The organism is Stenotrophomonas sp. 10L48 (assembly GCF_056395105.1).
Genome location: NZ_JBFTIX010000013.1, coordinates 1 through 21,898, shown reverse-complemented (window position 1 = coordinate 21,898; position 21,898 = coordinate 1). Strand labels below are relative to the sequence as shown.

18 protein-coding genes are annotated in these 21,898 nt (G+C 66.9%); 12 read left to right on the top strand and 6 right to left on the bottom strand.

The features are described 5' to 3' along the window. Positions 1-39: 39 nt before the first annotated feature. Positions 40-1,152, top strand: a complete 1,113-nt coding sequence (locus AC1DCU_RS18360; protein ID WP_312963262.1) for an ABC transporter substrate-binding protein — start codon at positions 40-42, stop codon at positions 1,150-1,152. Between the two features lie 72 nt (positions 1,153-1,224). Here the strand turns inward: AC1DCU_RS18360 and AC1DCU_RS18355 are convergent, their stop codons facing one another. Both AC1DCU_RS18355 and cysK read right to left on the bottom strand, forming a co-directional pair. Next, a complete protein-coding gene (locus AC1DCU_RS18355; protein ID WP_025874259.1) occupies positions 1,225-1,821 on the bottom strand; it encodes an O-acetyl-ADP-ribose deacetylase in 597 nt (198 codons plus the stop codon). A gap of 321 nt (positions 1,822-2,142) precedes the next feature. Next, positions 2,143-3,102: a cysteine synthase A gene (gene cysK / locus AC1DCU_RS18350; protein WP_032975199.1), complete on the bottom strand. Its 960-nt coding sequence runs from the start codon at positions 3,100-3,102 to the stop codon at positions 2,143-2,145. Between the two features lie 208 nt (positions 3,103-3,310). On the opposite strand from cysK, the gene AC1DCU_RS18345 reads away from it, so the two are divergent. The 10 genes from AC1DCU_RS18345 (at position 3,311) to AC1DCU_RS18300 (ending at position 17,816) form a co-directional block, all read left to right on the top strand. Continuing rightward, positions 3,311-4,294 carry a LysR family transcriptional regulator gene (locus AC1DCU_RS18345; RefSeq protein WP_301910080.1) on the top strand — a complete coding sequence of 328 codons (984 nt, stop codon included), beginning with the start codon at positions 3,311-3,313 and terminating at the stop codon, positions 4,292-4,294. 610 nt (positions 4,295-4,904) lie between these two features. Further along, positions 4,905-5,357, top strand: a complete 453-nt coding sequence (locus tag AC1DCU_RS18340; protein ID WP_425513378.1) for a DUF2946 family protein — start codon at positions 4,905-4,907, stop codon at positions 5,355-5,357. A 72-nt stretch (positions 5,358-5,429) separates the two neighbouring features. Beyond that, entirely contained in the window at positions 5,430-7,493 is a 2,064-nt protein-coding gene (locus AC1DCU_RS18335) for a TonB-dependent copper receptor (protein WP_442252266.1), read from the top strand. 317 nt (positions 7,494-7,810) lie between these two features. After that, on the top strand, positions 7,811-8,917 hold the full coding sequence (locus AC1DCU_RS18330; RefSeq protein ID WP_025874264.1) for an efflux RND transporter periplasmic adaptor subunit: 1,107 nt from the start codon (positions 7,811-7,813) through the stop codon (positions 8,915-8,917). Then, a complete protein-coding gene (locus AC1DCU_RS18325) occupies positions 8,914-12,039 on the top strand; it encodes an efflux RND transporter permease subunit (RefSeq protein ID WP_025874265.1) in 3,126 nt (1,041 codons plus the stop codon). The genes AC1DCU_RS18330 and AC1DCU_RS18325 overlap by 4 nt, the downstream gene beginning before the upstream one ends. Beyond that, entirely contained in the window at positions 12,032-12,571 is a 540-nt protein-coding gene (locus AC1DCU_RS18320) for a GNAT family N-acetyltransferase (protein ID WP_025874266.1), read from the top strand. Before AC1DCU_RS18325 ends, AC1DCU_RS18320 begins: the two co-directional genes overlap by 8 nt. A 234-nt stretch (positions 12,572-12,805) precedes the next feature. Further along, positions 12,806-14,323 carry an alanine/glycine:cation symporter family protein gene (locus AC1DCU_RS18315; protein ID WP_025874267.1) on the top strand — a complete coding sequence of 506 codons (1,518 nt, stop codon included), beginning with the start codon at positions 12,806-12,808 and terminating at the stop codon, positions 14,321-14,323. Then, the gene (locus AC1DCU_RS18310) at positions 14,316-15,149 is read left to right on the top strand and encodes a TrmH family RNA methyltransferase (protein ID WP_025874268.1); all 834 of its coding nucleotides are present in this window, start codon (positions 14,316-14,318) and stop codon (positions 15,147-15,149) included. Before AC1DCU_RS18315 ends, AC1DCU_RS18310 begins: the two co-directional genes overlap by 8 nt. Positions 15,150-15,358: 209 nt before the next feature. Continuing rightward, positions 15,359-16,351, top strand: coding sequence for a hypothetical protein (locus AC1DCU_RS18305; RefSeq protein WP_154880996.1), 993 nt, complete (start codon positions 15,359-15,361; stop codon positions 16,349-16,351). Positions 16,352-16,364: 13 nt separating this feature from the next. Continuing rightward, the gene (locus AC1DCU_RS18300) at positions 16,365-17,816 is read left to right on the top strand and encodes an alanine/glycine:cation symporter family protein (RefSeq protein ID WP_025874270.1); all 1,452 of its coding nucleotides are present in this window, start codon (positions 16,365-16,367) and stop codon (positions 17,814-17,816) included. 78 nt (positions 17,817-17,894) lie between these two features. Here AC1DCU_RS18300 and AC1DCU_RS18295 read toward each other — a convergent pair whose 3' ends face one another. The 4 genes from AC1DCU_RS18295 to AC1DCU_RS18280 form a co-directional block, all read right to left on the bottom strand. Next, positions 17,895-19,316, bottom strand: coding sequence for a M28 family peptidase (locus AC1DCU_RS18295; protein ID WP_442252268.1), 1,422 nt, complete (start codon positions 19,314-19,316; stop codon positions 17,895-17,897). Positions 19,317-19,540: 224 nt separating this feature from the next. Beyond that, complete coding sequence (gene mscL / locus AC1DCU_RS18290) at positions 19,541-19,945, bottom strand: large-conductance mechanosensitive channel protein MscL (RefSeq protein WP_025874272.1); 405 nt, start codon at positions 19,943-19,945, stop codon at positions 19,541-19,543. A 56-nt stretch (positions 19,946-20,001) separates the two neighbouring features. Beyond that, positions 20,002-20,718 (bottom strand): fumarylacetoacetate hydrolase family protein, encoded by a 717-nt coding sequence (locus tag AC1DCU_RS18285; protein ID WP_132824343.1) that lies wholly within the window; start codon positions 20,716-20,718, stop codon positions 20,002-20,004. Between the two features lie 70 nt (positions 20,719-20,788). Beyond that, positions 20,789-21,070: a hypothetical protein gene (locus AC1DCU_RS18280; protein ID WP_442252270.1), complete on the bottom strand. Its 282-nt coding sequence runs from the start codon at positions 21,068-21,070 to the stop codon at positions 20,789-20,791. A 178-nt stretch (positions 21,071-21,248) separates the two neighbouring features. Here AC1DCU_RS18280 and AC1DCU_RS18275 point away from each other — a divergent pair, with 178 nt between their 5' ends. Next, positions 21,249-21,584, top strand: a complete 336-nt coding sequence (locus AC1DCU_RS18275; RefSeq protein ID WP_049469607.1) for a Rieske (2Fe-2S) protein — start codon at positions 21,249-21,251, stop codon at positions 21,582-21,584. Positions 21,585-21,898 lie beyond the last annotated feature (314 nt).

Here is a 21,898-nt window from a genome sequence, read left to right as displayed (position 1 = left end):
AGTGCGGGGGGCATACATGGAAGGCCAAGGAGAAGGAACATGCGTATCACCGCAATCACGCTGGCCGTGGCCACGGTGCTGGCTGTCGGCGGCTGCAACCGGATGGGTGGCAGCACGGACATGGGCAAGGCTCCCTCGCTGGAGTTCGACAAGCCGGTCTCCGGCGAAATCACCTCGCGCAGCGGCGTCAATTTCAACGATGGCAGCCACCATCAGCTGTACCAGCTGAAGCTGGAAGACAAGCAACTGGCCGGCATCACGTTGACCGGTGCGCTTCGCGGCTCGATCGCCGTGTTCAACAATGGCGTGCTGGTGGCCAGCAGCAACTCGGACTACGAGCGCGGCAACGACGTTTCGCTGGCGTTCCGCGCCAACGGCACTGGCAGCTACCAGGTGGCCATCAATGCCGACGGCCCCTCAGCCTTCGGTCCGTACCGCCTGCGCGCCGAGAAACTGGTGCCGTATGACGGCAAGCCGATGGTGGCCGAAGGTGAGATCGCCGACCTGCTGGTCTCCAAGTCGCAGGATTACACCCTGCAGGTGGACAAGGCGGGCATGTACGAAATCCGCCTGGAATCGAAGGCGTTCGATACGGTGCTGAAGCTGGATGGCAACGGCGTCCAGTCGGAGAACGACGATGGCGGTGATGACACCAATTCGCGCATTGGCATGCCGCTGGAACCGGGCAAGTACACCCTGCGCGTGCGCAGCCTGGATGAAGCCAGTACCGGCGCTTTCAAACTGACGGCCAAGCGCACCGAGCTGCCGGCCAACATGGTCATGCGTGATGGCACCTCCCTGCCGAACACCGGCAGTGTGTTTGCCATGCTCGATGGCGAAGGCCGCCGCCGCTTCCTGCTGAGCCTGCCGCGTGCGGCCGATGTGCGCCTGGACGCCATTTCCAGCCAGGTGGATACGGTACTGCGCGTGGTCGGCGGCGACGTGGAGCTGGTCAATGACGATGGTGGCAACGGCACCAACGCACGCGTGGAAGAATCGCTGCCGGCCGGCCACTACACCGTGGACGTGTCCAGCCTGAGCGATGAAGCGGGCATGGTGGAAGTGCGCGTGCAGATCGACGGCGCCGCGTCGGCCGCGGCATCAGCTGCTGCTACGGCGGCCGCCGACGCTGCCGCTGAAGCGACGGACTGACGCCGCCACGAGGACGCAAACGAAAAGGCCGGGCAATGCCCGGCCTTTTTTTTTTCCACGTCCGTCGTTGTTTCAATGCGCCGGCACGAAGCCGGTATCGCCCAAGGGCGACAGCAGCGAACCGCGCCCGCTGTCGGCGACCTGGCCTGCGGCCGACAGTGCCTGCTGGTAGGCCTTGGCGGTCGCCGTGTTGAACGCCACCAGCACGATCCGCATCGGCTGGGCGTGGCTGCGCTGCCAGGCGAGTGTTTCGGTGACCGCGATCTGTGCGGCCTGGTACAGCGGATAGCCATACACACCGCAGCTGATGGCCGGGAACGCGATCGACTGCAGGTTCAGTGATTCGGCCAGCTGCAGCGACTTCCAGTAGCAGTTCGCCAGCAATGCCGGTTCGTCGCGCTGGCCGTCGTGCCAGACCGGACCGACCGTATGCAGTACGTGCCGTGCCGGAAGCGCATAGGCATCGGTTGCGCGCACCTCACCGGTCGGGCAGCGCACACCGGGGCGCAGCTCCGGCAGACGCTCGCACTCGGCCAGCAGGCCAGGGCCGGCCGCACGATGGATGGCGCCGTCGACACCGCCGCCACCGAGCAGTGATTCATTGGCCGCGTTGACGATCGCATCCACCGCCAGGGCCGTGATGTCGCCCTGCCACACTTCGATCTTCATGCGTCCGTCTCCTGCCTGTAGTTGTTGCGCGCCGTGCCCACGCTGGCTGCACCCGCATCTTGCGGGACAGGGCATCGATGCTGCGTCATGACCGTCTCATGCACTGCGATCCGCGCTGTTCATGCACGATGGCCGGCGGCGCCTTCACGCAGGCTGAAGCGAGCGCCGCACGCGGCAAAACGAAAGTTTTCGGGGTGAATCTCTTATGATTTCTGGGGAAAGCTGTCCGCTTCCGTCGGCAATACCCAGACAGGATCACCCAAATAGCAAACGCCCACCGCGAGGGTGGGCGTCATCCTGCTGTCATCGACAACGCGGCGATCAGGGCAGACCGGCCAACCAGTCGTCGTCCGAACCTTCATTGACGTCGGCGAACAGCGGCGTGGAGAAGTAGCGTTCACCGGTGTCCGGCAACATCGCCAGGATCACCGCGCCCGGTTCGGCGCGATCTGCCACGTCCAGTGCGCTCGCAACCGTGGCACCGGCGGAGATGCCGACGAAGATGCCTTCCTCCGCCGCCAGCCGGCGGGCGGTGGCGATCGCGCGGTCATCTTCCACCGTCACCAGTTCGTCCACCACATTGCGGTTGAGTACATCGGGCACGAAGTCCGGGGTCCAGCCCTGGATCTTGTGCGGCTTCCAGTCATCGCCCTTCAGCAAGGCGGCGCCGGCCGGCTCGGTGGCGATGATGCGGGTGTCCGGGCGGGCGACCTTCAGTACTTCGCCGACGCCGGTCAAGGTGCCGCCGGTTCCCCAGCCACTCACGAAGTAGTCCAGCCGCTTGCCGGCGAAATCACGCAGGATCTCCGCGGCGGTGGTGTTGCGGTGGTAGGCCGGGTTGGCCGGGTTGGCGAACTGGCTGGCCAGGAACCAACCGTGTTCCTCGGCCAGCTCGCGCGCCCTGCGCACCATGCCGCTGCCGCGCTCGGCGGCCGGGGTCAGGATGACCTTCGCGCCGTAGGCCCGCATCAACTTGCGGCGTTCCACCGAGAAGGTCTCGACCATGGTCGCCACGAACTTGTAGCCGCGTGCGGCCGCCACCATCGCCAAGGCGACGCCGGTGTTGCCCGAGGTGGCTTCGACGATGGTGTCGCCCGGCTTGAGCAGGCCACGCTGTTCGGCATCGAGGATGATCGCCAGCGCCAGGCGATCCTTCACCGAGCCGCCCGGATTGAAGGACTCGACCTTGGCGTACAGGGTCACGCCCTGCGGCGCCAGTCGCTGCAGCTTGACGATGGGGGTGTTGCCGATGGTGTCGAGGATGGAGTCGTACAGGGCCATGGGAGCGCTCCAGGAACAGGCCGCGCCGGGCTCGGCGGGCGGAAAGGAAGTGGGCTGGCTGTTCAGGCCAGCGGCTGCCGGCTGACCGTAGCGCCGGCATATGACGCCCGGAAATGACCAGATACCTTTCTTAAACAACCTTTGGTTATAAGCTGGTGACGGCAATTGACCCTAGAGTGGACCTCCGCCCCCACATCGCCCGCCTGCCATGACGCTGACCCAGCTGCGCTACCTGGTTGCCATCGCCGACGCCGAGCTGAACATCACGCTCGCCGCCTCGCGCGTGCATGCCACCCAGCCTGGGCTGTCCAAGCAGCTCAAGCAGCTGGAGGACGAACTGGGCTTCCTGCTGTTCGTACGCAAGGGGCGCAGCCTGGAGTCGGTCACCCCGGCCGGCACCGAAGTGATCAGCCGCGCCCGCGCGGTGCTGTCCGAGGCCAACAACATCCGCACCTACGCGGCCAACCAGCGTCGCGAGAGCCAGGGCCAGCTGATCCTGACCACCACCCACACCCAGGCGCGTTTCGTGCTGCCGCCGGCGGTGGCGCGCATCAAGCAGGCCTATCCGCAGGTCAGCGTGCACCTGCAGCAGGCCGGTGAGGCCGATGCGCTGGACCGGCTGAACCAGGGCGATGCCGATATCGCGATCATCAGTACCGCCGGCAGTGAACCCAGCGATGGCATCGCCGTGCCGCTGTTCCGCTGGCGGCGGCTGGTGGTGGTGCCCAAGGGCCATCCGCTGGATCGCGCCGGGCGCGCACCGGACCTGGCGGCATTGGCGCGACAGCCGTTGATCAGCTACGAATCCTCGACCCGTCCCAACTCCTCGTTGCAGCGCGCCTTTGCCGCGCAGAGCCTGGTACCCGATCTGGCGCTGACGGCGCTGGATGCGGACCTGATCAAGACTTATGTGCGTACGGGTCTGGGGGTAGGTCTGCTGGCCGAGATGGCGATCAGCGCCAACGACGAGGATCTGCGGGTATGGCCAGCGCCGGCGCCGATCACCGAGTGCGTCGCCTGGGCGGTGCTGCCGCGCGACCGGGTGCTGCGCGACTACGCGCTGGAGCTGGTGCATGTGCTGGCCCCGCAGATTGATCCGCGCGACCTGCGGCGGGTGCTGGATGGCAACCAGGCCGCGTCCTGGCCGGTGCCGCCGACCTGGGAATCGCTGACCCAGACCATCACGGTGTGAGGTTGGTCGAGCAGGGCTGCGCCCTGCACCTGCTACGACATTCAAGCAACAGCAACGGCAACAGCAACGGCAACAGCGGGCATTCCGTGGGATGGCGGGGCGGTGTGGGTAGGCAGGACACGCCGTAAACCCGTCCATGGGGGCTCGATGGCGCCATCCATGGCGCCAACGGTCCTGCCTACCCACTCCGCCCCGCCTCTGACAGATTCCGGCGGCCGTTGATAGGTGTCGACCTTGGTCGACACGGTAAAATCCACGCGATGCGTGGATGAATCTCCATGGAAATCGAATGTTTCGACAATTGATCGAAGAGCATCCACGCATGGCGTGGATCTACCGCAGATCGCGGAAAACTGTCGAAGGCGGGGTGGGTACGGTTGCGGGGGCGTGAGCCGCATGGATGCGGCGACCGAGCTTACATGGACGTACTTGCAGCGGCCCCCGCAACCGGACCCACCCCGCCTACCCACAGGAAGCCAGCTTTTGATGTTGCTTCGGCTCTTGCCGTGGACGTGGCCTCTGCGGGTGCAGGGCGCAGCCCTGCCGATAAACCCCCTCCTGCGACGGTTCGTCGCACGGTGCCTTCTGGAGGCACCTCTACACTAGCGCGGTGATCCGTACCGGCTGCCTGCGTCGAACCCTGCTCCAGCTCGCCTTCATCGCGACGCTGTTGATGGTGCTTGCGCCGCTGGTCAGCCGTGCGCTGCAGGCGCCGCAGGGTCAGATCCCTTCACCACAGGGAAGGGCTCTGACCCCATCCACAATGCATGGCGGCATGGACCATGCCCACATGCATCACGGCGACATGGCTGAGGGTCAGAGCCCTTTGCCGGGGCAAAGGGATCCGACCCCACCCGCCGATCCCCACGCCATGCACGGGGAGGCCTGCGAGTACTGCGTGCTGGCCATGCGCCTGCTGCCGTGGCTGGCCGTGCTGGTGCTGCTGCTGCCCTTGCTGTGGCGGCCGAAGCCGATGTTCCCATGGTCGCAGCCGCGACTGCCGCTGCTGCATTGGCCGGCACATGCCGCGCGTGGCCCGCCGCTGATCTCCACCGTCCGCTGATTTCCCTATCGAATCCGCCGCACGAGGCCTGCAAGGGCGTCGTGCGCGCGTGCGTACCTTGGAGCTGTTTCCATGAAAATGACTTTCCCCGCTGCGGGCGCCCGTGCGCGCCTGCCGTTTGCGCTTGGCGCTGCCCTGGCTGCTCCCTTCGCCCATGCCGCGCCCGCTGAAGAAGCGCGGACGCTGGATACGCTGGTGGTCACCGCCGCCGCGCCGTCCTCGCCGCTGCATTGGGTGACCGATCCGCGCCTGCCGCGGCAGCCTGTGCCAGCCAGCGATGGCGCCGATTACCTGAAGACCGTTCCCGGCTTCTCCGCCATCCGCAACGGCGGCACCAACGGCGACCCGGTGCTGCGTGGCATGTTCGGTTCGCGCCTGAACATCCTCAGCAACGATGGCAATCTGATTGGCGCGTGTCCCTCGCGCATGGACAACCCGCTGTCCTACATATCGCCGGAGAGCTTTGACCGGCTGACCATCATCAAGGGCCCGCAGAGCGTGCGCTGGGGCGCGGGTGCCTCTGCGGGCACCGTGCGCTTCGAGCGTGATACCCCGCGTTTCGATGCGCCCGGGCTGCGTGCCGATGCCAGTGCACTGGTCGGCTCACGCAACCGCAACGACCAGGTGCTGGACCTGACCCTGGGCAATCCAACGGGCTACGTGCGTGCCAGCGGCAATCGCTCCGAAGCCGATGACTACAAGGACGGCAACGGCGATGTGGTTCCGTCGAAATGGCGCAAGTGGAATGGCGACGTAGCGGTGGGCTGGACGCCTGACGCCGATACCCTGTTGGAGGTCTCCGCCGGTGCCGGCGATGCGATCGCGCGCTACGCGGGGCGCGGCATGGATGGGGCCGCGTTCGAACGCACCAGTTACGCCGCACGCTTCGAGAAGCGCAATCTGCCCGGGGCGTGGAACACGCTGCAGGCGAACGTGTACTACAACGAAGCCGACCACGTGATGGACAACTACACGCTGCGTACGCCGAACCCACACAGCATGATGCCGATGCCGATGGCGTCGAACGTGGATCGCCGCACGCAGGGCGGGCGCATCAGCGCCGAATGGCGCTGGCAGGACGTGCAGCTGGTGGCCGGCATCGACGGCGAAGACAGCCGGCATCGCGGCCGCATGGGCATGGGGCGCGATACCTACAAGCAGGCGGACTGGAACACCGACGCCGATTTCCGCCGCTACGGTGCATTCACCGAACTGACCTTCGGCGTGGACACCGGGCAGCGTTGGATCGGCGGGCTGCGCATCGATCGTGCCAGCGTGCGCGATGCGCGTGCCGACATCGGCGGCATGATGATGGCCATGCCCAATCCCACCGCCGGCCAGCGCCGCAGGGAATGGCTGGGCAGTGGTTTCCTGCGCTACGAACAGGACCTTGCCGACGGCCTGACCTGGTATGCCGGGCTGGGCCACAGCCAGCGCATGCCCGACTACTGGGAACTGTTCTCGCCCGATCAGGGGCCGGCAGGTGCGGTGAACGCGTTCGCTGGCATCCAGCACGAGCGCACCACCCAGCTCGACGTCGGCCTGCAATACAAGGGCCCGCGCGTGCAGGCCTGGGTCTCGGCCTATGCGGGGCAGATCCAGGACTACATCCTGTTCACCTATCGCGGCAGCGGCATGATGGGCATGAGCCGGGCTGACAATGTGCAGGCGCGCATCGCCGGTGCCGAGGCCGGCCTGCAGCTGCGGCTGGACGAGCAATGGAAGCTGGGGGGCACCCTGGCCTATGCCTGGGGCGAGAACCGCGATCAGCATCGACCGTTGCCGCAGATGCCGCCGCTGGAAGCACGCTTGAGCGCTGACTGGGAAGGCCAGCGCTGGAGTGGCGGTGCGCTGGTGCGCGCGGTCACCCATCAGCATCGGGTCGCGGACGGGCAGGGCAACGTGGTCGCGCAGGACCTCGGGCCGAGCAGCGGCTTTGCCACGCTGGCGCTCAACGCGGCCTATCGTTTCAGTTCGCAGCTGCAGCTCAGCGCCGGTGTCGACAACCTGTTCGACCGTGCCTACAGCGAGCATCTGAACCTGGCCGGCAGCGCCGACTTCGGCTTCCCCGCTGACCCTGTGCGCATCAACGAGCCCGGCCGCAGCCTGTGGATGAAGGTGAACTACCGGTATTGATCCGCCGGGCATGGCCCGGCGCTACCGGTGCGCCGCGCACAGAAGGCCTGCGTCCAAAGAAAACGGGGTCGGATCCCCGCCAGGTTCCGACCCCGCCCGGCGCCCTCGGCCAGGCCCCTCGACTGTACGACGGCATCGCCCCTGGCGGGATGGCCTGATACATCCCGACATACGCCGACACTGCGTCGGTGCCCCCTGCATGGAATGGGCACACGGCGCTATCGCAGCCCCCGTTCCACGCCGGTAAACGCTTGGCACATACCGCTTTTGCGGGGCCTTGCCTACACTCGGCGGCCGTGTACCACTCAGGACGCTTCATGTTGGCTCGTATCGCTTCGACCCTGGCCCTTGGCCTCAGCCTGGCCGTGCTGGCCGGGTGCGCAGGCAAACAGGAGGCCGCCGCGCGTCGGCAGGGCGAAGCCGTGCCGGTCACCGCGCAGGTCGTGCAGGCGGTGCAGTGGAACGACACGCTGCAGGCGCTGGGCACGGCCAAGGCGCGCGAGTCGATCAGCGTGACCGCCAAGGTGAGCGAGATCGTCGAGCGCGTGCACTTTGAAAGTGGCCAGCAGGTCGCCGCCGGTGCGCCCCTCGTGACACTGCGCGGGCAGGCCCAGGAGGCCGCATTGGTGCAGGCGCAGGCGACCTTCCGCGAAGCCGACCAGCTGTACAAGCGCCAGCGCGAACTGGCGGCGCAGCGGTTGGTATCCAGTGCCACCCTGGACACGCAGAAGTCGATCCGCGACGCCGCCGAAGCGCGGGTGGCACAGATGCAGTCGGACATCGGCGACCGTCGCGTGCGCGCGCCGTTCGCCGGCGTACTTGGCATTCGCCAGATCAGCCCGGGCACGCTGCTGACGCCGACCACGGTGATCGCCACCCTCGACGACGTCGAGCGCATGCACGTCGATTTCCAGGTGCCGGAAGTGGAACTGGCGTCGCTGACCACTGGCGACAAGGTGCAGGCCACCAGCGTGGCCTGGCCGGGCCGCACCTTCGAGGGCGAGGTCAGCACGATCGATGCACGCATCGACCCGGCCACTCGTGCGGTGACCGTGCGTGCCGACTTCGCCAATGGCGACCATGCGCTGCGGCCGGGCATGCTGCTCGACGTGCGCCTGTTCCATCCTGATCGACCGGCCCTGGTGGTGCCGGAAATCGCGGTGGTGCAGGTCGGTCGCGACAGCTTCATGTACCGCATCAAGGCCGATGACACCGTCGAACGCGTGGACGTGGTCACCGGTGCACGCCGCGCCGGCGTGGTCGAGATCAAGCAGGGCCTGCAGGCAGGCCAGCGCATCGTGGTGGACGGCACCGGCAAGCTGCGGGCGGGCCTGAAGGTGGCAGCCTCCGACGCCGCGCCCGCCAGCGGCGCGCAGCCGGCGACGGTTGAAGCACCTGCAGCCGCCGAGGGTCACGGCGGATGAAGCTGTCCGACATCTCCATCCAGCGGCCGGTGTTTGCCGTGGTGATGAGCCTGTTGCTGCTGGTGCTGGGCGTGATGTCCTTCACCCGGTTGACGCTGCGCGAACTGCCGGCCATCGACCCACCGATCGTTTCGGTCTCGGTGGATTACACCGGCGCCTCGGCAGCGGTCATCGAGAGCCGCATCACCCAGGTGCTGGAAGACGCGCTGGCCGGCATCGAAGGCATCGATACGATCAACGCGCGCAGCACCAACGGCCGCTCGCAGGTCAGCATCGAATTCACCTCCAACCGTGACATCGAAGCGGCGGCCAACGACGTGCGCGACGCGGTCAGCCGCGTGGCCGACCGCATGCCCGAGGAGGCACGGCCACCGGAGATCGCCAAGGTCGAGAGCGATGCCGACCCGATCATCTGGTTCAACATGGTCTCCTCGACCATGGATACGCTGGAACTGAGCGACTACGCCGACCGCTACGTGGTCGACCGCTTCTCCAGCCTCGATGGCGTGGCCCAGGTCCGCATCGGTGGCCGCCAGCGCTATGCGATGCGCATCTGGCTGGACCGCGACCAGCTGGCCGCACGTGGGCTGACCACCGGCGATGTGGAAACCGCGCTGCGCAACGAGAACGTGGAACTGCCGGCCGGCCGCATCGAATCCACCGACCGCGATTTCACCCTGCGCGTGGAGCGCAACTACATCAAGCCGGAAGACTTCGCGACCATCCCGCTGGGCAAGGGCAGTGATGGCTATGTGGTGCGCATGGGCGATGTGGCGAAGATCGAGCTGGCCTCGGCCGAGCGTCGCGCCTACTACCGCAGCAACGGCGAGCCCGGCATCGGCCTGGGCATCGTCAAGACCTCCACTGCCAACTCGCTGGATGTGGCGCGCACCGCGCGCGCCGAGGCCGAACGTGTCGCGCTGACCCTGCCCAAGGGCACGCAGATCTTCGTTGCCTTCGACAACACCACCTTCATCGAGGCTGCCGTCGACCGCGTGTACGCCACCCTGGTGGAGGCGATGATCCTGGTGCTGGCGGTCATCTGGCTGTTCCTCGGCAGCTTCCGCGCGGCGTTGATTCCTGCGGTCACCGTGCCGGTATGCCTGGTGGCGGCGTTCATCGCGCTGTACGCGTTCGACTTCTCGATCAACCTGCTGACCCTGCTCGCGCTGGTGCTGTGCATCGGCCTGGTGGTGGATGACGCGATCGTGGTGGTGGAAAACGTGCAGCGCCGCATCGACCTGGGCGAACCGCCGCTGGTGGCGTCCAAGCGGGGTACCGCGCAGGTGGCGTTCGCGGTGATCGCCACCACCGCCGTGCTGGTGGCGGTATTCCTGCCGGTCGGCTTCCTGGAAGGCAATACCGGGCGCCTGTTCCGTGAACTGGCGGTAGCCCTGGCCGCCGCTGTCGCGCTGTCGGCGTTCGTCGCGCTGACGCTGACGCCGATGATGGCCTCCAAGCTGCTCAAGCCGCATACCGGGCAGGCACCGCGCGGGCTGCACGGCTTCATCAACCGCAATCTGGAACGCCTGGCCGGCGCCTACGGCCGCGTGCTCGATCATCATGTCGATCGCACGTGGATCTACCTGCTGGTGATGGCCGCTGCGTTGGCGGCCAGCTGGCTGCTGATCAAAGTGCTGCCTTCGGAACTGGCCCCCGCCGAAGACCGTGGTTCGTTCCAGATCATGATCGACGGCCCGGAAGGCGCCGGCTACGACTACACCGTGCAGCAGGTGCAGCAGGTCGAAGCGCTGCTGGCACCGCATGTCGGCGCGGACAAGCCGATCGTGCGCGCCAACCCGCGCGTGCCCGGCGGCTTCGGCGCCAGCGAGGAAATGCACACTGGCCGCGTCAGCGTGTTCCTGCAGCCGTGGCGTCAGCGCAGCGAAGGCACGCCGGAAGTCGCCAACGAACTGCAGAAGGAACTGGACACCATCCGTGGCGTGCGCGTACGTACCCAGGTCGGTGGCGGCCTGGTGCGCAGTGGCGGGCAGCCGTTCCAGATCGTGCTGGGTGGCCCGGAATACGCCGAGATCGCGCAGTGGCGCGACCGCATCCTGCTGCGCATGGCCGACAACCCCGGCCTGGTCGGCCCGGACTCGGACTACAAGGAAACCCGTCCGCAGATGCGGGTGAACATTGACCGCCAGCGTGCGGCCGACCTCGGCGTGCCGGTCACCGCGATCGGTTCGGCGCTGGAAACGATGATGGGCTCGCGCCGCGTCACCACCTTCGTCGACAACGGCGAGGAGTACGACGTGCTGGTGCAGGCCGGCCGTGATGGCCGCGCCAGCCCCGCCGATCTGGCCGCTATCCGCGTGCGTGCGACCTCTGGCGAGCTGGTGCCATTGTCCAACCTGGTCACGCTGAGCGAAGTGGCCGAGGCCGGAACCCTGAACCGCTTCAACCGCCTGCGCTCGATCACCATCAGTGCCGGCCTGGCACCGGGTTATCCGCTGGGCGAGGCCATCGCCTGGGCCCAGCAGGTGACCGGCGAAGAGCTGCCGCAGTACGCGCAGGTGAACTGGAAGGGCGAATCGCGTGAGTACCAGAGTGCGGGCGGCGCGGTGCTGCTGACCTTCGCCATGGCCCTGCTGGTGGTGTATCTGGTGCTGGCCGCGCAGTTCGAGAGCTTCATCCACCCGCTGACGATCATGCTGACCGTGCCGCTGGGCGTGCTCGGCGCGCTGGTTGGCCTGTGGCTGAGTGGCGGCACGGTGAACCTGTTCAGCCAGATCGGCATCGTCATGCTGGTCGGCCTGGCGGCCAAGAACGGCATCCTGATCGTCGAATTCGCCAACCAGCTGCGCGACGATGGCCGCAGCGTGCGCGAAGCGATCATCGAATCGGCGATGGTGCGCCTGCGTCCGATTCTGATGACTTCGATCGCCACCGTGGTCGGCGCCATCCCGCTGGTGGTGGCCGGTGGCCCGGGCTCGGCCAGCCGTGGCACCATCGGCATCGTGATCATCTTCGGCGTCACCCTGTCCACCTTCCTGTCGCTGTTCGTGGTGCCGGCGTTCTACGCGCGGCTGGCCCCGTACACCCGCTCGCCGGAGGCGGTGAAGCGCGAGCTGGAGAAGCAGGAGGCCGACTCGCCGTCGGTGGGTGGTCATGCCTGAGCCGGCGCGGATCCTGCACGGCGCAGGCTTCCTGCTGCGCCCCTGGCGCAGTGATGACCTGCAGTCGCTGCTGCATCACGCCAACGACGCGGACGTCTCGCGTGGGCTGCGTGACCGCTTCCCGTATCCGTACACCCGCGAGGATGGCGAAGCCTTCCTGGGCGGGCGCGTACTGGCCCCAGGCACGCTGAACCTGGCCATCGAGATAGAGGGCCAGGCCTGTGGCAGCGTTGGCGCCCAGCAGGGCGTGGCCGAGCGCGGGCATACCGCGGAACTGGGCTACTGGCTCGGCCAGGCTCATTGGGGGCAGGGCCTGATGACCGCTGTGGTCGGCCTGTTCGCGCCCTGGGTGATGGATGAGCTTGGCCTGTTCAGGCTGCAGGCCACGGTGGTCGACTTCAACCTGGGCTCGGCCCGGGTACTGGAAAAGAACGGTTTCCAGGAGGAGGGCGTGGAGCGCTGCGCCGTCTACAAGCGCGGCGTCCTGCATGACCTGCGCCGCTTCGCCCGGGTACGCAGGCAGCTGCCCTGATAGGCCGCCGGGCATGGCCCGGTGCTACCGTGGGGGCACGGTCATTGCCGGTCGCCGGGCATGGCCCGGCGCTACCCGTGGTGCGGCGGCATACCCGGTAGCGCCGGGCCATGCCCGGCGGAGAACACGCCCCCACATCCGGCGCTATCGCAGCGACCTTCGATCAGGGAGAATCGACCGGTCCCTTCCAGCCGACGGGACGTCCTCACAACCCGCCGACTGGAGAGAGCGCGCGTGGAAGCTACCGTACATTTCATCAACAGCATCATCTGGAGCAAGGCGCTGATCTTCATGTGCCTGGCCGCCGGCCTGTTCTTCAGCCTGCGCACCCGCTTCATGCAGATCCGTGGTTTCGTCGAGATGTGCCGCCTCACCGTGTCCGGTGAGAAGTCCGACGCCGGCGTGTCCTCGTTCCAGGCCCTGGCCATGTCGATGGCCGGCCGCATGGGCATCGGCAACATCGCCGGCGTGGCCACCGCCATCGCCTTCGGCGGCCCCGGCGCGATCTTCTGGATGTGGGTGATGGGCTTCCTCGGCGCCTCCACCTCGTATGTGGAATGCACCCTGGCGCAGATCTACAAGACCAAGGATGCCGAAGGCCGCTACCGCGGTGGCCCGGCCTACTACATCGAAAAAGCGATGGGCCTGAAGTGGTATGCCATGGCTTTCGCCATCGCCACGATCATCGCCGCCGGTTTCCTGATGCCCGGCGTGCAGGCCAACGCGATCGCCGACAGCGTCATCAACGCCTGCCGCGGTACCGCGCTGTGCGGTCCGCTCGATGGCCAGGCCTTCGGCATGGAATCGGCGCAGGCGCTGAAGCTGGGCATCGGCATCGTCGTCGCCCTGCTGCTGGGCGTGGTGATCTTCGGTGGCGTCAAGCGCATCGCCAACTTCGCCGAAGTGGTGGTGCCGTTCATGGCCGCCGGCTTCATCCTGATGGCCATCGTCATCATGATCATCAACTACGACCGCGTGCCGGAAATGTTCGGCATCATCTTCAAGAGCGCGTTCGGCACCCATGCCGCGTTCGGCGCGATGATGGGCCTGGCGGTGGAGTGGGGCATCAAGCGCGGCATCTACGCCAACGAGGCCGGCCAAGGCTCGGGTCCGCACGCTGCGGCGGCCTCGGAGGTCTCGCACCCGGCCAAGCAGGGTTACGTGCAGGCGTTCGCCATCTACTTCGACACCATGATGGTGTGCACCGCTACCGCCTTCCTGATCCTGGCCAGCGGCACCTACAACGTGTATTCACCGGTCGCCGGCGCCGCGCCGATCTTCCAGGGCTTGGCCGGCATCCCCGAAGGTGCGGGCTACGCGCAGGCGGGTGTGGAAGCGGTGCTGCCGGGCTGGGGCTCGGCCTTCGTGTCGGTGGCGATCTTCTTCTTCGCCTTCACCACGATCATGGCCTATTACTACATGGCCGAAACCAACCTGACCTACGTCAACCACAACAAGCGCCGGCCGCTCACCGTGCTGCTGCTGCGCCTGGGCATCATCGGCATGGTGGTGTTCGGTGCCTTCCACAACGCCACCCTGGCCTGGGCGCTGGGTGATATCGGCGTGGGCCTGATGGCCTGGCTGAACATCATCGCCATCCTCATCGTGCAGAAGCCGGCCATGCTGGCCCTGCGCGATTACGAACGACAGAAGAAGCTCGGTCTCGACCCGATCTTCGACCCCGATGCCCTGGGCATCAAGAACGCCGATTTCTGGCGTCAACGCAAGCTGGAGTTGTCCCGTAGTGAATGATCCCTGGAAGAATGCCCGCCGCCCGTCGTCGCGACCGCCGCGGGCCACCCCGCTGCCACCGCGTGAGGGCGGCACCCCGCCACCGCCGGGGCGGGGCAACGACGAACTTCGCCTGTACGGATGGAACGCGGTGCAGGCGCTGTTCGCCAAGCGTCCGCAGGCGCTGCGCAAGCTGTACCTGGTGGAATCGCTGATTCCGCGCATGCAGCCGGTGCTGAAGTGGTGCGTGGCCAACCGCGTGGGCTATCGCGTGGTGGAGGAGGGCGACCTCAACAAGCTGGCTGCCACCACCCACCATGAAGGCCTGGTGGCCGACGTGCTGCGCGCGCCGGTGTTGCCGCTCGCGCAGTGGCTGGCCGAACTGGGCGAAGGCCCGGCGCTGGCACTGTGGCTGGATGGCGTCGGTAATCCGCACAACTTCGGTGCGATCCTGCGCTCTGCCGCGCATTTCGGCGCCAAGGCGCTGCTGCTGCCGGCCAGCAGTACGCTGGCGTTGTCCGGCGCGGCCGCACGCGTGGCCGAGGGCGGCGCAGAGTCGGTGCCGCTGGTGCAGTTGCCTGAGGATGCAGAAGCGATGGCGCAGCTGCGCGCGGCCGGTTTCGGCCTCGCCGCGACCCTGGTCGAGGGTGGCGATGACGTGTTCCGCGCGTCGTTGCCGGCCCGCCTGGTCTACGTGATGGGCGCGGAAAGCGAAGGCATGGATCGCGGCCTGGCCAGCCAGTGTGACCAGCAGCTGTCGATTCCCGGCAGTGGCGCGGTTGAAAGCCTGAATGTCGCTTCCGCCACGGCCGTGTTGCTGGCGCAGTGGGTCAGCCAGCGCGGCTGATGGGCGTGTCTGCGGGCACCGCAAACCGGTGCCCGCACAGCGCAGTTCCATGTCGAACGGGACTTCCCGGCAGCCGGGCAACGTCTGGCGGTTTTCCTGGCAGTGCCATGCGCAAAGCATGCATGACGAATTGAAAGTTTCCTTATTGGTGTGCCGTTCCCGGCGACGCAGGGTGGAAGTCCATCCAACGTCGTACAGGAGCGGTTCCCATGCATCATCCTCCTCGCAGTGCGGTGCGTGTCTGCCTGGTACTGGCACTCAGTGCGCTTGCCGTCGTTTCCGCGCAGGCCAACGAGCGCACGCTCGACGGCGTCAACTTCACCGGCCCGCTGATCACGCCCAATCCTGCCGGCATGCCAGCGGGTCACTGGTACGTCGAACCCTATCTGGTGCGGGTCGACAGTTCCTCGTCCTTCGACCACAACGGCGACCGCCAGCGCAGCAGCGAACGCAGCGGCGCGTGGGCGATGGTGGTGCCCATCGCATACGGCTTCAGCGAACGGGTGACCGGCCAGGTCAACCTGAGTGCATCACGCGCCGAATCCGGCAACGCACGCAGCCGAGGCTTCCGCGCCGGTGATACCACCGCACGCCTGCAATACCTGTTGCAGGCCCCCAGCGCCGATGGCACCACGCCGGCGGTGTCGATTGCCCTGGTACAGCGCTTCAGCACCGGCAGCCACGACCGCATCACCGGCAATCCGCTGGATGCGCAGGGTGATGGCGTGCAGCGCACCGTCGCCGCGTTGGCCGTGCAGCAGGTGCTGTGGCTGGGCAACGATCGGCCGCTGCGCTGGCGGGCGCAGTTCAGCGCGGGGCCGGCGCCATCGCGAACGGCCATCTCCGGCACCAGCGTGTACGGCACCGAGGACGGCTTCCAGGGCCATATCGCGCGGGGCTCGGTACTGGGTCTTTCCGTGGGCGCCGAATACAGCTTCAACGAACGCTGGGTCGGCGTGATGGAAGTTGCCGCCAGCCGCGAGACCGGCCAGCGCCTGACCGGTTTCGCGCCCGACGCTGCAGGTGGCGTCCGGCCCATCAACGAACACCGCCCGGCCAGTCGCAACCTGACCTTCGCGCCCGCTGTCGAGTACCACTTCAGCCCGTCGCTGGGGCTGATCGCCGGCGTCGAATTCACCGTTGCCGGCCGCAATACCGGCCGCATCATCAGTCCCCAGGTCGCCCTGGGGATGTTCTTCTGATGGGGGCCCTGCGATGAATGTCGAATCGATCGTCAATGCCGTGCTTGCCGTTGTCTGGAGCCCGTATCTGGTGGTGCTGTGCCTGGCAACGGGCCTGTACTTCAGCGTGCGTACCCGCTTCGTGCAGTTGCGCGCGCTGCCGGACATGCTGCGCCTGATGTTCCGTCACGAGCGCTCCGATGCCGGTGTCTCGCCATTCCAGGCGTTGTCACTGTCGCTGTCCAGCCGGGTGGGCGTGGGCAACATCGCCGGTGTCGCCATGGCCATTGCCTTCGGCGGTCCGGGCGCGATCTTCTGGATGTGGATCGTCGCCTTCCTCGGTGCTTCCAGCGCGTTCATCGAGTCCACCCTGGCGCAGATCTACAAGGATCGCGACGCCAAGGGGCAGTATCGCGGTGGCCCGGCGTACTACATCGAGAAGGGGCTGGGCCAGCGCTGGTACGCCGTGCTGTTCGCGCTGGTCACGGTGCTGGCGGGGGCGATGCTGGCGGGCACGCAGTCCAACGCCATCACCAGTGCGGTGAACGAAGCGTGGGACGTTCCGGTGATGGTCACCACCGGTGTGCTGCTGGTGGTGTTGGCGGCGATCCTGCTCGGCGGCGTGCGTCGCATCGCGCGGGTCGCCGAATGGGTGGTGCCGGTGATGGCCGTGGCCTATCTGCTGGTCACTGCGGTGGTGATGGTACTCAACGTCGAGCGCGTGCCTGAGGTCATCGCCCTGGTGCTGCGCAGCGCCTTCGGTGTTGACGCCGCATTCGGCGCGATGATCGGGACCGCGATCCAATGGGGGGTACGTCGTGGCGTGTTGTCCAATGAAGCTGGCATGGGCAGTGGCGCGCATCCTGCCGCTGCAGCAGAAGTGTCGCACCCGGTGAAGCAGGGGCTGGTGCAGTCGTTCTCGGTGTACATCGACACCATGGTCGTGTGCAGCGCGACGGCCTTCCTGATTCTCTCCACCGGGCTCTACAACGTCTACGACCCGGCGGTGAACGGTGTACCGGACGAGGCGCGCCTGCTGCTGGGCAACCTTCCCGGCGTGGAAGCAGGGCCACGCTTCGTACAGCACGCGGTGGAGTCGGCCTTGCCCGGCTTCGGCAAGTCGTTCGTCGCGCTGGCGATCCTGCCATTCGCGTTCACCACCATCCTGGCCCTGTACTACATGGCCGAAACCAACGTCAGTTACCTCTGCCGCGATCGTCCCCGAGGGTGGGTGATGGGCACCTTCCAGCTGTTGTTCCTGGCCGCTACGGGCTACTCGGCGATGAACAGTGCGACAGTGGCGTGGGCGCTGGGCGACATCGGCGTAGGCATGATGAGCTGGCTGAACATCATCGCCATCCTGCTGCTGCAGAGGCCCGCGTTGGCCGCGCTGCGCGACTACGAAGATCACCGGCGTCACGGGCGTGACCCGTTGTTCAACCCGAAGCTGCTGGGGGTTCGCAATACCAGCGTGTGGGCGCAGTAAGCGCCCAGGCGGGTAGCGCCGGGCATGGCCCGGCGCTACCCGGTCATGAGTCACTCCACGCACAGCGTGGAAGTGGACTCACTCGTTGGGCGGCGTGGTTGCCTTGGCTTCGCTACCGAAGTTGCCATCGGCCTCGGCCGCCAGGTAGGCAAACACGGTATAGGCCGCCACGTTCTGCGCCAGCGCCTTCGGATCGATCTTGTCGAGGGTGTCGTCGGCGGTGTGGTGCAGGTGGAAGTAATCCGAGCCATCCTGCGCCAGCCAAGCCCATGCGCCACCCTTGGCGGCCAGCGGACCGACATCCGGCCCCGGGCCACCCTTGTCGGCGGCGTACTCGATGCCCAGCGGCTTCATCACCTCGGCAATCTGCCTGGTTGCCTCGCGCGAGCCTTCCGGGTTCGGCGAACCGGTGTTGAAGGCGTAGATGCGGCCAGCACCGAAATCGCTCTCGGCGGCCAGCTGGTGCAGGGCTACGTCCTTGGCATGCGCCTCGGCGTAGGCCTTGCCGCCATACAGGCCCTGTTCTTCGTTGGCGAAGGCGACCACGCGGATGGTGCGCTTCGGCGCCTGCTTCAGCTGGCCGATCAGATGACCGGCGGCCATGGTGATGCCCACGCCTGCGCCGTCATCGACCGCGCCGGTGCCCAGGTCCCACGAGTCCAGGTGTCCACCGATCACCACCACTTCCTTCGGCAGCGTGCGGCCGGTGATCTCACCGATCACGTTGTACGAGGTCGCCGTGCCATCCCAACCGCAGTCCAGTGCGACCGTCACCGTGGTTGCGCCACGGGCAAGCAGGCGCGCCAGCTGGTCGGCGTCGGGCACCGACAGCGCCGCCGACGGCACCGGGGTCAGGCCGTCATCGAAGCGGGTGATGCCGGTGTGCGGCACGCGGTGCGAATCGGTACCGGCCGAGCGCATCAGGAAACCGATCGCGCCCTTGCGGATGGCCTCGGACGGGCCCTTGCTGCGGATCGCGCCGCCACGGCCATAGTCGCGGCCATCGCGGAACGGCAGCATCTGGTAATCGACGAAGGCGATCTTGCCCTTCAGCGAACCCGCCGGTGCGGCCTGCAGCGCGGCCAGATCGGCAAACCGCACCACCTCGGCTTCGACCGTACCGCCCGGGCTGCCACCCAGCGCGGTGATCTGCAGCGGTTGCGGGTTCCTGCCGGTCACGGCGGCGTGTTCACTGCGGCGCTCCCATTTCGGGAAGGTCACCGGTTCCTTCCACACCTTGTCAAAACCCAGTGCCTTGAACTTGGCTTCGGCCCAGGCCACGGCACGGGCGTCGGCCTCGCTGCCGGCGATGCGAGGGCCGATCTCGGTGGTCAACGATTCGACCACCTTCCAGCCGGTGTCATCGGCCAGCGCCTGGTCGCGCAGCTGCGCGGCGGTGGCCAGCGAAGCCGGCGGCAGGGTGGTGGCACGCGGCGCCGCGAAGGCCGGCGCGGCCAGCAGGGCGAGGGAGGATGCGATGGCAAGGACGCGGCGACGCATGGACAGCTCCGGGAAGGGTGTAAGCCTTGGAGCTTAACAGTCGTTCAGCGCCGCGCATGGGCGGGAGGTCATGGCCGGCGCGGATGCTGTTTTCCGCCAGATGCAGCAAAGCGAAAGCCCCGCCGGAGCGGGGCTTTCGCAGGCCTCTGCGGTAGCGCCGGGCATGCCCGGCGAGCGCAGCGGCAAGATGGCGTTCCGCCAGGCATGGCCCGGCGCCACCAACCTTATTTCTTCAGGCTGTCGCGGATCTCGCGCAGCAGCACCACTTCCTCGGCCGGCGCTGCCGGTGCCGCTTCCTTCTTGCGCGACAGGCGGTTGATCACCTTGATCACCAGGAAGATGGCGAACGCCACGATCACGAACTGGATCAGCGTGTTGATGAAATCACCGTAGCCGATCACCACGGCCGGGATTTCCTTGCCATCAGGCCCGATGCTGGCCGGCGACAGTGTCCACGCAAGCTGGGAGAAATCGACCTTGCCGATCAGCATGCCCAGCGGCGGCATGATGATCTTCTCCACCAGCGCGGTGACGATCTTGCCGAAGGCAGCGCCAATCACCACGCCGACGGCGAGGTCGATGACGTTGCCGCGCATCGCGAATTCCTTGAACTCGGTGAGCATTCCCATTGTTGTTTTTCTCCTGAGGGCGAGGGGGGACAGCGCGAAGGGTAGCGCAGGTGATGTCAGCCGGCGATCACGCCGTGGCGTTCGGCCACGTTCTCAAGGCGTGCACTGAAACGGTCGCCGGGCTTCAGTGCGGCCACGCCGGACGGCGTGCCCATGAACACCAGATCGCCGGCGCGCAGCTGCCACAGCTTGGACAGCTCGTGCAGGATCTCCGGCACGTTCCAGATCATCTGGTCGAGCAGGGACTGCTGGCGGACTTCGCCATTGATCTCCAGCGACAGATTGAGGGCGGCCAGATCGCCGACTTCACCGGCGTGCACGATCTCGCTGATCGGTGCAGAGGCATCGAAACCCTTGGCCGAATCCCACGGGTGGCCCTTCTCCTTGGCGGCCGCCTGCAGGTCGCGGCGGGTCAGGTCCAGGCCCACGGCATAGCCATAGACCAGGGCCTCGGCGTCGGCCACGGCCAACTCGCCGGTGGGCGCGTCACGGCCGATCGCCACCACCAGTTCCACCTCGTGATGCAGGTTGCTGGTGGCAGGCGGGTAGGGGATCACATCGTCGTGGCCGACCACGATGGCGTCGGCCGGCTTGGTGAAGAACATCGGGCGGCCGCGATCATCTGCTGCGGGCACGGCAGCACCCATCTCACGCGCGTGGTCGGCGAAGTTGCGGCCGACGCAGTAGATGCGGTGCACGGGAAAGCTGCCGCCACCAACCACCGGTACACGCGGCGTGGCTGCAGCAGGGATCACATCGGAGACATCGGACATGCGGGCATCCAGGAAGGGAGTGCCCGCAGTCTAGAACGCAGCAAGGCCCGCCGTCAGCGGGCAGCGTCGATCAGCGCGAGGACGGCAGCGCCGACTTGCGCACCACGTGGTACTCGCCCTCGACCACGTTCGGGTCGACCGGGCGGCTCGGGCCGGGCTTGCGCGAAGCCAGCAGCTTCCACGCCAGGCCCACCAGGATCATGGCTGCACCGACGAATACGCCGATGAACACCATCGCGGCCAGGATCGCCAGGCCGAGCAGGCCCACGGCAACGCGCACCAGCGGATGGCGCGGCTTGCGCGGGGCAAACAGGGTGCGGAACTGGTGGAAGGCGAAATCGCGATTGAACATGGTGGCTCGATAGGCTGGAAATCAGCGAGCCATGAGTATCGGCAGGTGCCACTGTCATTGAGTGAAAAACTCGTTAAATATAGCCTTGGCTTATTACGGATCAATGACTTGTGTTCATGTCGCAGCTAGTCACATGACCAGGCGTGCGACAATGCGCGATTCCGTCCGAGCCTTCGCCATGACTGCCGCTGTTGCCCTCATCACCCTGGATGCCATTGCCGATGGTGCGTTTGCCGAGGTTGAAGCGGTGGTCGATGGCGATGCCGAGTCGCTGCTGCTGTACCGCGACGGTGAGCAGGTGCGGGCGTTCCTGAACATCTGCCCGCACGCGGGCCGCCGCCTGGATTGGGCGCCCGGCCAGTTCCTTAAGAGCCGCGAAGGCCATCTGGTCTGCGCCGCCCACGGCGCCTCGTTCGCGCTGGACAGTGGCGACTGCATCGCCGGCCCCTGCAAGGGCGACCGCCTGCGCGCAGTGCCGGTGGATGTGCGGGATGGACAGGTCTACCTGGCCTGAGGCATCGGTGTGCGGACCAACGGTCCGCACCCACCGAGTTCAGAACCCACCACATCAGCGAAACATCCAGGAATCCATCCACGCATGGCGTGGATCTACCGTGTCGACCAAGGTCGACACCCACCCACAGCATCACAGAATGCCGTTCCGACAGCGCGCGGAAATCTGTCGAAGGCGGGGTGGGTCCGGTTGCGGGGGTGTCCGCGGCATGGATGCCGCGGCCAAGCCCCCAAGGGTGAGGGCGCTTTGCTTGCGAAGCACTGCTTCGCAAGCGCCCGAACGCACAGCCGCCAGCGGCTGGGCCGGTCTGGGGG